This window comes from Apibacter sp. wkB309, assembly GCF_002964915.1.
GTDB lineage: Bacteria > Bacteroidota > Bacteroidia > Flavobacteriales > Weeksellaceae > Apibacter.
Genome location: NZ_PSZL01000022.1, coordinates 586,267 through 600,209, shown reverse-complemented (window position 1 = coordinate 600,209; position 13,943 = coordinate 586,267). Strand labels below are relative to the sequence as shown.

11 protein-coding genes are annotated in these 13,943 nt (G+C 34.6%); 6 read left to right on the top strand and 5 right to left on the bottom strand.

Annotated features, from left to right (window positions below):
• The first annotated feature begins 33 nt into the window (after nucleotides 1–33).
• The 6 genes from C4S75_RS08535 (at nucleotide 34) to purB (ending at nucleotide 9,291) form a co-directional block, all read left to right on the top strand.
• Nucleotides 34–1,320, top strand: coding sequence for a TolC family protein (locus tag C4S75_RS08535; protein WP_105297877.1), 1,287 nt, complete (start codon nucleotides 34–36; stop codon nucleotides 1,318–1,320).
• A 5-nt stretch (nucleotides 1,321–1,325) separates the two neighbouring features.
• The gene (locus C4S75_RS08530) at nucleotides 1,326–2,408 is read left to right on the top strand and encodes an efflux RND transporter periplasmic adaptor subunit (protein ID WP_105297876.1); all 1,083 of its coding nucleotides are present in this window, start codon (nucleotides 1,326–1,328) and stop codon (nucleotides 2,406–2,408) included.
• A 6-nt stretch (nucleotides 2,409–2,414) separates the two neighbouring features.
• A complete protein-coding gene (locus tag C4S75_RS08525; RefSeq protein ID WP_105297875.1) occupies nucleotides 2,415–5,513 on the top strand; it encodes an efflux RND transporter permease subunit in 3,099 nt (1,032 codons plus the stop codon).
• Nucleotides 5,514–5,544: 31 nt separating this feature from the next.
• Nucleotides 5,545–6,225 (top strand): response regulator transcription factor, encoded by a 681-nt coding sequence (locus tag C4S75_RS08520; protein WP_105297874.1) that lies wholly within the window; start codon nucleotides 5,545–5,547, stop codon nucleotides 6,223–6,225.
• A gap of 8 nt (nucleotides 6,226–6,233) precedes the next feature.
• Nucleotides 6,234–7,598, top strand: coding sequence for a HAMP domain-containing sensor histidine kinase (locus C4S75_RS08515; protein WP_105297873.1), 1,365 nt, complete (start codon nucleotides 6,234–6,236; stop codon nucleotides 7,596–7,598).
• 265 nt (nucleotides 7,599–7,863) lie between these two features.
• Nucleotides 7,864–9,291 carry an adenylosuccinate lyase gene (purB, locus tag C4S75_RS08510; protein WP_105297872.1) on the top strand — a complete coding sequence of 476 codons (1,428 nt, stop codon included), beginning with the start codon at nucleotides 7,864–7,866 and terminating at the stop codon, nucleotides 9,289–9,291.
• Between the two features lie 164 nt (nucleotides 9,292–9,455).
• Here the strand turns inward: purB and C4S75_RS08505 are convergent, their stop codons facing one another.
• The 5 genes from C4S75_RS08505 to thiL all read right to left on the bottom strand — a co-directional run bounded on the left by C4S75_RS08505 (nucleotide 9,456) and on the right by thiL (nucleotide 13,622).
• Nucleotides 9,456–10,103 carry an HD domain-containing protein gene (locus tag C4S75_RS08505; RefSeq protein WP_105297871.1) on the bottom strand — a complete coding sequence of 216 codons (648 nt, stop codon included), beginning with the start codon at nucleotides 10,101–10,103 and terminating at the stop codon, nucleotides 9,456–9,458.
• A 210-nt stretch (nucleotides 10,104–10,313) separates the two neighbouring features.
• On the bottom strand, nucleotides 10,314–11,267 hold the full coding sequence (locus tag C4S75_RS08500; protein WP_105297870.1) for an acetyl-CoA carboxylase carboxyltransferase subunit alpha: 954 nt from the start codon (nucleotides 11,265–11,267) through the stop codon (nucleotides 10,314–10,316).
• A gap of 108 nt (nucleotides 11,268–11,375) precedes the next feature.
• Nucleotides 11,376–11,894 carry a ribosome maturation factor RimM gene (rimM, locus tag C4S75_RS08495; protein ID WP_105297869.1) on the bottom strand — a complete coding sequence of 173 codons (519 nt, stop codon included), beginning with the start codon at nucleotides 11,892–11,894 and terminating at the stop codon, nucleotides 11,376–11,378.
• A gap of 8 nt (nucleotides 11,895–11,902) precedes the next feature.
• Entirely contained in the window at nucleotides 11,903–12,460 is a 558-nt protein-coding gene (locus C4S75_RS08490) for a 30S ribosomal protein S16 (RefSeq protein WP_105297868.1), read from the bottom strand.
• 106 nt (nucleotides 12,461–12,566) lie between these two features.
• A complete protein-coding gene (thiL, locus tag C4S75_RS08485; protein ID WP_105297867.1) occupies nucleotides 12,567–13,622 on the bottom strand; it encodes a thiamine-phosphate kinase in 1,056 nt (351 codons plus the stop codon).
• Nucleotides 13,623–13,943: the final 321 nt, after the last annotated feature.

The following is a 13,943-nucleotide window of genomic DNA, read 5'->3' as shown; positions in this document are numbered from 1 at the left end:
ATTTGTCTTAAGACAAAAAATAATGCTTATATAATGCGTAAATACGTTTTTTTACTGGTTTGTATCTTCCTTACAAGTATGGTTTTTGCACAAAAAGCAGAAATAATTCAATTAACCAAGGAACAAGCAGAAGGTTTGTTTCTCAAACAAAATTTACAGTTGTTGGCAGAAAAAATGAATATAGATGCTGCCGAAGCTGCTGTTGTACAAGCAAAACTATGGGACAATCCTAACTTTTCGTTAGGTGATGTAAATTTATGGAGTACGAAATCTCAACGAGAACAAGAGCAAATTCCGGCACTCTTTGGAAAGTTTGCTAAAAATACAGAGTTTACGATGGAACTTAGCCAAATGGTTAAAACAGCCAGAAAAAGAGGTAAACTAATAAATAGAGAAAAGGTTTCGAAAGAAATCGCTGTTCAGGAGTTTGAGGAGACATTACGGGGTTTAAAACTAGAAGTACGAAAATCGCTGCAAGAGCTCATCTATTTACAATCCTATCAAAAAATATTAAATCACCAGCAAGAAGCGCTTTCAAAGCTTATTGCGGCTTATAAAAATCAAGTTGCTGAAGGAAATATAGCAAAAAAAGATTTAATTCGTTTGCAATCCTCGCAACTAGAGCTTAGTGGAGAAATATATGAGGTTAAAAATAATTATAATGAACAACAGAAAATTATAAAATCGTTATTGAATATTCCTCCCCTGAATACGGTTGAAATAATCGAAGGAGACAATGAAGTAAAAAATCCGGATGATATCTTATTACCAAAAATTTTAGAAGAAGCATCTGAAAGCAGACCCGATATTAAAATTGCTAATCTTCAAATTGAATATTTTGATAAAGATTTATTATATGAAAAAGCACAAAAAGTACCCGATTTAACCTTTGCTGTCAATTATGATCGTATAAGTGCCCCATGGAAAGATTTTATAGGGTTCGGCGTAAGCTTTGATTTGCCCTTTTTCAATAGAAATCAAGGAAATATAAAGTTAGCCCAAGTTAACAAAGAGCAAAGCAAATATCAAGCAAAACAAGTAGTAACTACCGCACAGCATGAAATTACCGAAGCTTATACTAACTATTCCGACACCTACCACCTGTTTAAAGATATACAAAAAGAAAATATTTCCGAAGATTTGGACTATATGTTAGATGCTTATACCAGAAACCTGATGAAAAGAAACATAAGCATGTTGGAATTTATAGATTTCATGGATGCCTATAAAACCAATAAAGAAACCCTATTAAATACCCAAAAAAATCTTTATACACAATTTGAAGAGTTACAATATACTGTTGGAAAAGAAATAAGATAAATCCCATGAAAAAAAATATATACATACTTTCCGTTCTGGCACTTGCCCTATCCTGCACCAATGTAAAAGATAACCAATCAAAAACTCAGGAAGAAGCTGCAATAAACCGGTCGTTTTTTAAACAAGTAAAAACCATAAAAGCGGAATTAAAGCCACAAGAAGAAGAATTGACACTTACGGGTAAAGTAGAATATGATCCGGATAAGATCGTTAATTATGTTCCGTTAATTAATGGGGTGGTAACAAAAACCTATTTTTCATTAGGAGATCAAGTAAAACAAGGACAAGTATTAGCAAATGTTCGAAGTTTAGAAGTAAACTCTTTACATTCCGAAAAATCCGGGTTACAATCTGAATTGGAAGTCGCTAGAAGAGAACTAAAAAGTGCGGAATCCATGTATAAAGACAACATGCTATCCGAAAGCGAATTGGTTGAAGCAAGAGCTAAAGTAAAACAAGCTGAGGCCTCTTTAGCAAGAGTACATACGGATATGTCTGTTGTAGGATCCAACGGAAGCGGCAGCTCTTCCATCGTTTCTCCTATGACCGGGTATATTATAAACAAAAATATAACCTCAGGCAGCACTATATCTCCGGATGCTGAGCCAATATTTACGGTTGCAGACCTAAGTAAAGTATGGGTGATAGCCAATGTATACGCGAGTAATTTACAATTTGTAAAAGTAGGAATGCCTGTAGAAATGAGTTCTTTATCCTATCCCGGAGAGATATTTCACGGAACCATACAGTCCATTTCTCAAGTTTTTGATTCTGAAGAAAGAGTTTTGAAAGCAAGAATAGTTATGGAAAATGCAGATTTGAAATTTAAGCCCGAAATGTCCATGACTATCAAACTAAAAAACAATACAGAAAATACCCATGTGTCAATTCCGGTAAACGCACTCATTTTCGATGACGATAAATACTATGTAATCGTTGAAGAATCCAAAGAAAATTTCAAAGTTAAAGAAGTTCAACTTCAAGGTCACAACGAAGAAACCGCATATATCCTTTCCGGTCTTTCCGAAGGAGAAAATGTTGTGGTTAACAATCAATTACTAATTTATTCAGCTTTAAAAAACAAATAACAAAACATGCATAAGTTTGTTGAAAAATGTATTGCCTTTTCATTAAGGAATCACATACTAATACTATTTCTTAGCGTACTCTTATTTATCGGCGGAATTGTGTGTTATTTAAACACACCTATTGAGGCTTATCCCGACGTAACCAACACAAGAGTACGAATTATAACCCAATGGCCGGGAAGAAGTGCGGAAGAAATTGAAAAATTTGTTACTCTTCCTATAATGAAGGAAATGAATACCATTCCCAGAAAAACGGAAGTACGTTCTACTTCTCTATTTGGTCTTTCAGTGGTAACCGTAATTTTTGAAGATGGAGTAGATGATTTCTTTGCTCAGCAATATGCTTCAAATCGTATGCAGGATATGGATCTTCCGGAAGGAGCTGATCCATCTATAGAGCCGCCTTCCGGTGCTACCGGTGAAATATACCGTTATACTATTAAAAGTGACCTTCCTGTTCGCGAAATATCTGCTCTTAACGAATGGGTAGTTGAGCGTGAGCTTTTATCGGTTCCCGGAGTAGCCAGTATTGTAAGTTTCGGTGGAGAAGAAAAATGCTATGAAATAAAAGTAAATCCTACAGAACTAGCAAATTACGGACTTTCGCCTTTGGAGGTTTACGAAGCTATTTCAAAAAGTAATATAAATGTAGGCGGAGATGTCATACAAAAAGGAAGTCAAGCCTATGTAGTACGCGGAGTTGGATTACTGGACAATATCAAAGACATTGAAAATATACTTATTGAAGTAAAAGGCAGCACTCCCATACGAGTAAAACAAGTTGCCAACGTTTCTGTTTCTTCTAAACCACGTTTGGGACAAGTAGGGTTGGACGATAGAGATGATGTCGTTCAGGGAATTGTGGTAATGTTGAGAGGACAAAATCCGGGAGACGTGATTAAAAATTTAAAGGTTAAAATAGCCGATTTAAATGATCGTATATTACCTGAAAACGTAAAAATCGTACCTTTTTTAGATCGAACAACCTTAGTAGATGCTACTGTTCATACCGTAATGAAAAACCTGATCGAGGGTATTGTGTTGGTTTCCATTGTAGTATTTATTTTCCTGTTTAACTGGAGAACCACCTTGATTGTGGCTACGGTTATCCCGCTTTCTTTCTTATTTGCCATTATTATGCTTCGAATACAAGGACTTCCGGCGAACCTTATTTCAATGGGAGCGCTAGACTTTGGATTGTTGCTCGAGGGAACATTGGTTATTGTTGAAATTATATTTGTCTCGATGGTAAAGAGAACGGAAGAGTTGGGAGGAGAACGATTTTTAAAATCGTCCAAAGGGGGATTAATTAAAAAGAGTGCCGGAGGAGTTGCTTCTCACATATTTTTTGCTCAAATTATTTTGGTCGTTGCCTTATTTCCTATCTTTTCATTTCAAAAAGTGGAAGGTAAAATGTTTTCACCGTTGGCATTTACTTTAGGATATGCTTTAATGGGATCATTAATTTTATCTCTTACCTATGTGCCGGTTATGTGTAAAATTTTGCTTACCAAACCGGTTAAAGAAAAATCAAATGCAATCAGCAGATTCTTTTCCTCTCATTTATATAAAATATTCCTGTTTGCATCCCGTCATCGTAAAGGAAGTATTATAACCTTCTGTATACTCTTAGTGCTTTGCATCGTAAGATTTAGTTTTTGGGGTACGGAATTTATACCCAGTATGAACGAAGGAGCAATTTATATACGTGCTACCTTACCCAACAGTATTAATTTGGATGAATCAGTAAAAATCACTCAACAAATGAAAAAGAAGTTGAGGAGTTTTGATGAAGTACAATTTGTCTTGTCACAGACCGGACGTCCGAATGACGGAACAGATCCAACCGGGTTTTTTAACATAGAATTCCATGCCCAGTTGAAGCCGGAAAATCAATGGAAGAAAAAAGTTAAAAAAGAAGAACTTATCCGAGAAATGAAAGATTCTTTAGACATTTATCCCGGAACAGTTTTCGGCTTTAGCCAACCCATACAAGATAATGTAGAAGAATATGTAGCAGGAGTAAAAAGTTCCTTAGTAATTAAAATATACGGAGATGATCTACAAAAGTTGGAACAAATGGCAGATCATGCAGCTTCTATCATACAAAAAGTGAAAGGAGTAGAAGATGTGAATGTGTTTCGAAGCATCGGTTTACCTGAATTACAAATCCGTTTATCCGAAGATCGCATGGCCCGTTATGCGGTGTCTATGGCAGATGCTCAGGCAGTAGTGGAAATGGCAATAGGAGGTAAAGCTGCCACCCAGTTTTATGAAGGCGAAAAAATATTTGATGTCAGAGTTCGATTTCAAAAAGAATACAGAGATAATGAAGATAAGATCGGGGAAATTCTAATACCTACCATGGATGGAAAGCATGTCCCGTTAAAAGAAATTGCCGATATCAAATTTGTAACCGGCCCGACGTTTATCTATCGAGATGGAAGCAGCAGATACATCGGAGTTGGGTTTAGTGTTCGCGACCGTGATTTAGGATCTACTATTAAAGAAGCCCAAGAAAAAGTAAATAAAGAAGTCAAACTAGGTCGAGGAAATCGCATGGTATGGGCAGGAGAATTTGAAAGCCAACAAAGAGCAACACAACGATTGATGATTATTGTTCCTTGCGCCTTACTATTGATCTTATTTTTACTCTACATGAATTTCAGAACCATCAAAGACACTTTAATTGCAGCAAGTGCCATGCCTTATGCCTTTATCGGTGGTTTTATTTCCCTGTGGATAACCGGTACCACTTTTGGAATTTCTGCAGGAATAGGATTTATCATACTCTTTGGAATTACCGCTATTGACAGCATTTTGTTGATTGCTTTGATGAAGAAAAAGATGAATTCAACCGGAAATTTAAGATTAGCCATAGATAGTGCAGTTAAAAGCAGGATACGTCCGGTGCTGATGATAGCCCTTATGGGATCGATGGGATTATTACCGGCCGCCATGTCCAATGGAATGGGTTCTGAAGTTCAAAAGCCTTTAGCAATTATGATAGTTGGAGGTATAATCACCTGTATGCTTTTATCATTTACTATTTTACCGCAAGTTTTTTATTTTGCTTACCGCAAGAAAAGAAAAATTAAATCATAAAATAGTAACTTTATAAAGCAAAAAGTAAAATATGGAGTTGTTATTGGTAGAAGATAATAAAAAAATCAGTGAGTTCATGATCAAAGGATTAGAAGAAAGCGGTTTTTCAGTCACTTTGGTTGAGAATGGTGTGGATGCGAGAAGTCGTTTAAATGATACCAATTGGAATATGATCTTATTGGATATTATGCTGCCTGATATTGACGGAATGGAGTTGTTGCAGTATATCCGCTATAAAAAAATAACCACTCCTGTTTTAGTAATCAGTGCTTTAGGAGATCCCGATGATAAAGTAAAAGCCCTTAGTTACGGTGCCGATGATTATCTGACCAAGCCTTTTCATTTTAAAGAACTCGTAGCACGAATTCATGCATTGGACAGAAGAAGGAAAATGAATTATGATTCTTCTTCCAATGTATTGGTTTGCGGAGATTTAAAAATGTATTTGGATGAACATAAAATTCTTAGAGGAGATACAGAAATAGTTCTAACCCATCTTGAATTTAAATTATTAAAATTCTTAATGGAAAATAAAAATAAAGTTGTTTCAAGAACCCAAATTCTAACCAGTGTTTGGGGAATTAACCATGATATAAATACCAATATAGTAGAAGTATATATTTCTTACTTACGAAATAAAATTGATGGCGAGTTTGAAACAAAAATCATAGAAACCATAAAAGGAAGGGGATATCGTATTAAATCTTTATAAGCTGAATAATGAAAATACAGACAAGATTAAGTTTACTAAGCTCCGGTTTTTGGGGAATTGTCTTTATTGCCGTAGCGCTTCTGATATTCAGCTTCTACAAAAGGAGCATTGAAAACTCCGTTTACAGGAATTTACAAAAGACAGCTCAAATTATCGGCTATTACTTTTTTGAAGAAGATGAAATAAGCGCAAAAGAATTTCAAAAAATAAAAAAACAATACGAAAAAATAAACAATCCCTATTTTGAAATTTACGACGATCTGAATCAATTAAAATACGGAAATATACAAGATGTTCCCGAATCGGTAATTAATGAAATACGCTATCAAAAGAAATTATCCTTTACCACCGATAACTTTTTATGTTATGGAATGTATTATAATGACAACGAAGGCAATTTCGTAATCATTGCTAAGGAAAATAAACACGATGTGTATCAATACATCAATCCCCTTATTGGAATATTAGTATCTGCCTTTATTTTAGGGTTATTGGCTACCATATTGCTAAACCGTTGGATAGCCAATATTGCTTATCGTCCCATAAGAGAAGCCATTAACCAAGTAAAACAAATGACTCCGGGCGATTCCATGGAATTGAAGACGAGCCGAAATACAGTTAAAGACGAATTATACGATCTTACTGAAACCTTTAATGAATTGCTTAAAAAAATTTCCGATTCAATTAAAATACAACAAAATTTTGTGAGCTATGTCTCCCACGAATTCAAAACACCTTTGGCAGCGATTCAAGGAAATTTGGAGGTATTTTCCATGAAAAACCGTTCACCCGAAGAATATCAAGCCTTAGCCCAAACATTGATGGAGGAAATAGACCGGCTTCAAGAAATATTAGATATTTTGCTCATTGTTTCCGATTTGCGAAAAAATACAGACATATCAGAACAAATACGTATTGACGAACTCATATTTGAAATTATTAAACGGGTTTCAGATAAATATTCTGACTGCAGTGAGATCATAGATTATACTTTAGATGTTACTTCGGAAAATATAGAGTTGCTTTACATTAATATAGATAAAACACAATTATTTATAGCCTTATTCAATTTAATTGAAAATGCCGTTAAATTCTCACAAAGAAAATTAGTACGCATTCAACTGTATGAACGTGAAGGAAAATTACATCTTTTGATACAAGATCATGGGATTGGAATTCCCAAAATGCAATTAAGCGAAATAAGTCGTCCGTTTTATCGAGCCCCAAATGCTGAAAAAGTATCTGGATCGGGGATAGGGCTTTCCATTGCCCTTCGTATTTTAGAAAAAAACCATATAGAATATACCATAGAATCCGAAGAAAATAAAGGTACTAAAATTACCTTAACTTTTTTCGGCACGAATCTGGAGTAAATTTACACTCATATTTGTTTTAGCTGTTTATTGTTAAGTAAAATTAGTGTCAGTAAGATATTAATTCACTTAGCTGGAAAAGGTGAATTTTAAGTAATTCACCTTTTCATTTTTTAATAATAGAATCTTCCAAAAAAAAGATATTTTTAATAATATCAAAAACAAAGTGAATTAGTAAACTTTCATAATTTAAAATTTTTAAAGGAGCATCTTAATTAAATCCTTATTTTTGAGCTGATTTAATCAATATAACCAAGAAGATAAAATGAATACGTATCAAAATCCGTTGGAAAGCCGCTATTGCAGTGATGAAATGTTGTACAATTTTTCTCCTGAAAAAAAATTTACTACTTGGAGAAAATTATGGTTAGCCCTGGCAGAAATACAAAAAGAGCTTGGTTTAGATATTTCGGACGAGCAAATAAAAGAGCTTAGAGAACACGTATCGAAAATAGATTTTAAGAAAGCAGACGAATACGAAAAAAAATTTCGTCATGATGTTATGGCCCATGTACACGCATATGGAGATGCAGCACCGGCAGCACGTCCCATTATTCATTTAGGGGCAACTTCTGCCTTTGTAGGGGATAATACGGATCTTATCCAAATACGTGACGGTTTCGAACTGGTGAAGAAAAAATTGATTAATGTTATTAAAGGATTGCATTCGTTTGCTCTCAAGTATAAAGACCATCCTACCTTAGGGTTTACTCATTTTCAACCGGCACAATTAACAACGATTGGTAAACGAGCTACTCTTTGGTTGCAATCGGTTTTATTAGATTTGGAAGATTTAGAATATCGTTTGGAAACATTACGTTTCAGAGGAGTAAAAGGTACTACCGGAACAGCTGCCAGTTTTAAAGAATTGTTTGACGGGGACTTTTCAAAAGTCAAGGAATTGGACCGGAAATTATCAGAACGATTCGGCTTTAAAAAAGTTTTTAAAGTAAGTGGACAAACCTATGACCGAAAGATAGATGCTCAGGCACTAGAAGTACTTTCCAATATTGCACAATCTGCACATAAGTTTACGAATGATTTGCGTTTGTTGCAAAGCTTAAAAGAAATAGAAGAACCGTTTGAAAAAAATCAGATAGGTTCCAGCGCCATGGCTTACAAGCGTAATCCGATGCGATCTGAAAGAATTGCTTCATTAGCTAAATTTGTAATCTCTTTAGCAACTTCTCCTGCAATGGTTGCTTCTACTCAATGGTTTGAAAGAACATTAGACGATTCTGCAAATAAAAGGTTGAGCATACCTCAGGCATTTTTAGCCATAGATGCCATCTTATTAATCTGGAATAATATCCTGGACGGATTGGTCGTATATCCTAAAATGATTGAAAAGCATATTAATGAAGAATTGCCCTTTATGGCAACCGAATACATCATTATGGAAGGAGTTAAAAACGGAGGAGACCGACAGGAACTTCATGAAATCATTCGTCAACATTCTATGGAAGCAGCAAAAAAAGTAAAAATGGAAGGAAAGCCAAATGATTTAATCGAACGAATTATCAAAGATGAAAAAATAAATATTGACAAAGAAAAATTGATGAAATTGATTAATCCATCCAATTTCATCGGCTTTGCTCCGGAACAAACAGAAGAGTTTTTAGATCAGGAAGTAAATCCTATTTTACTAAAATATGAACATCTACTAGGAATAAATTCCGATCTTAGAGTCTAAAAATATATATACTGAAATAACCACTGTGGCAGTTCTGATTGTTTAAACTAATTTAAACTAAACATAAACTAAATATTTATTCAATTTTGCCGATTATAGGGCTATCTAACGATCTTTGTGTCCGGTGGTTTTCAGTATAGAGTGTATTTATTAATTCGGTTTTATTATCTAGAGTATCCAATTTCTTTATAAAATTCTTCCAAAAATTTCAGCATAAATAAATGTCTTTCTTCAGCCATTTCTTTAGCAATATTGGTATTCATCAAATCTTTCAGCTTCAATAGCTTTTCATAAAAATGATTGATCGTACACGAAGTGCTTTTTTGATAGGAAGCACTTTCCGTATATTCGGTCGGTTTTTCGTTCGGATCAAACAATTCTCGACCTTTGGTGCCACCATAAGCAAATGCTCGAGCTATTCCTACAGCACCTATCGCATCCAATCGATCGGCATCCTGAACAATTTTTGCTTCAAGTGAAGTAGGAGGGGGATTATGTCCGCCCTTATACGAAACTTCGTTAATAATCTTAATGATATCTTCAATGAAACTTTTCGGATATGATAAAGAAGACAGTAATGGAAATACGAGTTCTTCAGTACGGTCCGTTCCATTATGGAGTTTATAATCTCCAACATCGTGAAGCCAGGCTGCCAATAAAACTTTAGAACGATCAGCTTTTTCGTGAAGGAGAATATTTTGGGCATTAGTGACTACCCGCTCAATATGCCAATAATCATGTCCACTTTTATCCGAAGAATGTTTATTTTTTATATAATCCCGAATGATTGATATTGATAGGTCTAATTCCATGCTTAAATATAGAATTTTAATAAGAATTATATAAATATAAGTTCAATAATTTAACAGCCCTTTAATTATATTAGAGGGGTATAAAGATATTGAATAGGTCTTTTCAACTTCAATTGAAAGTATTGAAATGAAAGAATAAAAAAGAAAAAGCCCCTTTATAAAAAACAGGGGCTTGTATTATATTATAATATGGAAAATGTATGTAGATAACTATTCGCTATATACACCCATATTAATAAACTTATTTTGTCTGTGTTCCACCAACTCATCAGGAGACATTTTAGAAAGCTCATTATAGGCCTCCAAAACTTGATTTTTTAGAGACATAAAAGCTCCTTCCGGGTTGTAATGAGCCCCGCCAAGCGGTTCCTTAATAATTCCGTCAATAATGCCTAATTCCAAAGAATTTTTAGGAGTTAAACGAAGATTTTCGGCAGCAACTTCTTTGTATTCCCAACTTCTGAATAAAATTGAGGAACAACTTTCCGGGGAAATTACGGAATACCAAGTATTTTCCATCATGTAAACCTTATTTCCTACACCGATTCCCAACGCACCTCCACTGGCACCTTCACCAATAACAACGCAAATAATCGGAACTTTAATTTGGCACATCTGAGCAATATTATACGCGATGGCTTCTCCTTGTCCTCTTTCTTCGGCATCTAGTCCCGGATAGGCTCCCGGAGTGTCTATTAAAGTTAGAATAGGAATGTTAAATTTTTCAGCAACTCTCATCAAACGTAGTGCTTTTCGGTAGCCATCAGGATTGGGCATACCAAAACGACGGTATTGTCTTTCTTTGGTATTTTTACCTTTTTGTTGCCCGATAATCATAAAGGTTTTACCGTCAATTCTTCCCAATCCTCCAATCATGGCTTTATCATCGCCATAGTTGCGGTCTCCGTGTAACTCAATAAACGTATTATCAGTGATGGCACTGCAATAGTCTAACGAATAAGGACGAGAGGGATGTCTGGATAATTGTACGGTTTGCCAAGGGGTAAGGTTATCGTATATTTGATGTTTGGTTTGTTCGATTTTCTTTTCGATTTCTTTGCAAGTAGAATTTATATCTACTCCGCTTTCTTTACCAAGCTCGATCCATTTTTTAAGCTGGTCTTCTAATTCTTTTATAGGCAATTCAAAATCTAAATATTCCATTTTATGAGTATTAGTGACTAAATATACTAACTTTTAAATAAATCAAATTAAATTCTCATTTTTGAAACTACTTAGAAATGGTATTTTCAAAAATAAATTTCCAATGAATTATAAATCCAAAATTCCTTCAGGTAAAGTCATTGAAATGTATTGATCATTTCTGTTTACTTCAATAATCCAATCATTAATAACAGGAATGTAAATAAATTTATCATTTTTCGATAGTTTTATAATAAAAAGAGCTTGTGCGCTGTTATCGTTTATTTCAGTAATTTCTCCAATCTTTTGTAGGTTTTCGTCTACTAAAGAAAAGTGTATAACTTCATGATAATAAAATTGTTTTCCTTTTAATTTAGGTAATGTATTTAAAGGAAGGTACAGCTGCGTTCCTATTAAGTCTTGTGAATTGATAGAAGTATCTTCAAATTTTACACGTAATGAATCTTTATTATAGAGTTGACATTCATTTAGAAAAAAAGGAACCGGCATTTCATTGATATTAATAAATACCGATTCCAAATTATTGTAAGCCTCCGGTTCATCTGTGTCTAGCTTAACAATCAGATGACCTTTCAGACCATGAGTTTTAGTGATTGTGCCTAGGTAGTAACAATCTTCCAATTGCATGAATCTAATTAGGCTTTAGGTTCTTCATTAGTTTCAGCCTGAGCATCAGTAGCAGCTTCATCTTCTGCGATGATTGCTTCTACTACTTCCTCTGCATCGTTAGCTTCTGCTTCTTCTGCTTTTTGTTGAGCAGCGATACGGCTTTCATTTACTTTTCTTTCAGCTTCAAGCTTTTCTTTTTTCGCTTGTTGCTTAGAAGAAGCCAATTTGTCTTTTTTAGCTTGAATAGCTTTTTCTTTGTCTTCCAACCAAGCTTGGAATTTTTTCTCTGCTTCTTCCGCCGAAAAAGCTCCTTTTTTAACCCCTCCGTTCAAATGCTTTTTTAATAAAGCACCTTTATAAGAAAGGATAGATTTTGCTGTATCTGATGGTTGAGCTCCTTTTTCTAACCAGCTCACTGCTCTGTCAACATTTAATTCAATGGTTGCAGGGTTGGTTGTAGGAACGTAAATTCCTAATTTTTCGATGTTTTTACCATCTCTTTTAGCTCTAGAATCTGCTACAACAATGTGAAAAACCGGTTTTCCTTTTTTACCGTGTCTTTGTAATCTAATTTTTACTGCCATAATTTTTTATTTTGGGATCCCGTCCCGTTATTAGTTAAGTTTGCAAATATACTACTTGTTTTATTATTGCTGCAAATTTTTGTATACAAATTATCGTTTTATACTCTTAGTTTTTCTTGGAAAAATGAGCATCCCAGCCTTGAGCATTCAACGGAATGCGCTGTGTATTTCCTTTGGTTATCAAAACATTTTCAACCGTTTCGGTAGCATGACCGATAATGGTGAAGTTAGGATTATGTTTGATCTTATCATGATCTTCAATAGGGATGGTAAATAAAATTTCATAATCTTCTCCCCCGTTTAATACACCTGTTACGGGATTGATACCGAATTCTTCCGCCGTGGTAATTACCTGGCTGTCCATCGGGATTTTTTCTTCATAAATGGAGAAGCCAACGTTACTTTGTTGAGAAAGATGAATGATTTCAGAAGCCAATCCGTCAGAAATATCGATCATAGAAGTAGGATGTACGTCCATTTCTTTAAGTAACACTTTAATTTCCGTACGTGCTTCAGGTTTTAATTGCCTTTCCAAAATATAAGTATACCCCGATAAATCCGGTTGAAGGTTTGGGTTAACTTTAAAAACAGAATTTTCACGTTCCAATACTTGTAATCCGAAGTAAGCACCGCCCAGATCACCGCTGACAACCAAAAGGTCATTGGGTTTTGCTCCTTTTCGGTAGACAATCTCGTCTTTATGAGCATAACCCACGGTAGAAATATTTATTACCAATCCCAGCTTGGATGAAGTGGTATCTCCTCCGACTAAATCTATAGAATAGTGTTTACACGCCAGGTTGATTCCCGTGTATATTTCTTCCAATGCTTCTACCGGAAAACGATTGGATACGGCTATGGAAATCAGTATTTGTTCCGGAACGGCGTTCATGGCAACCAAATCGCTGAGTCCGATAACTACAGACTTATAACCTAGATGTTTTAAAGGGGTATAAGCCAAATTGAAATGAATATTTTCCAATAGCATATCGGTAGAAACTAACACCTTTTTATCTTTTGGATCCAACACGGCGGCATCGTCTCCGACTCCTTGTAGAGTAGAAGGATGGTTGGGTTTGAAATTTTGAGTAAGATGTTCGATCAGTCCAAATTCACCATATTCTGAAATTGAAGTTTTATATGGATTCTTATTATCAAGCATACTGCGGATATCTATTAATTTATTTTGAATTCGATTTTCGAATTTACGGCTTTTTCGGGTATATGCCTTATTATTTGTATTACGATCCTTAATTTTTTCGATTTTTTTCTAAATAGAAAAAGTGTAATTAAATGTTTTTACAAGGATAGAATGATATAAAGTTTTTTTAGAAAAAAAAATCCATACAGATTCAAAGATTAATATTTAAGGCTGTTACCCATAACAAAAACAACACCAATACCCAGATATTCATAAACTACAAACAGATACCCATACTTATTTTCAAAATAAGACCCAAACTAATCAATTATTTTGTTGAGA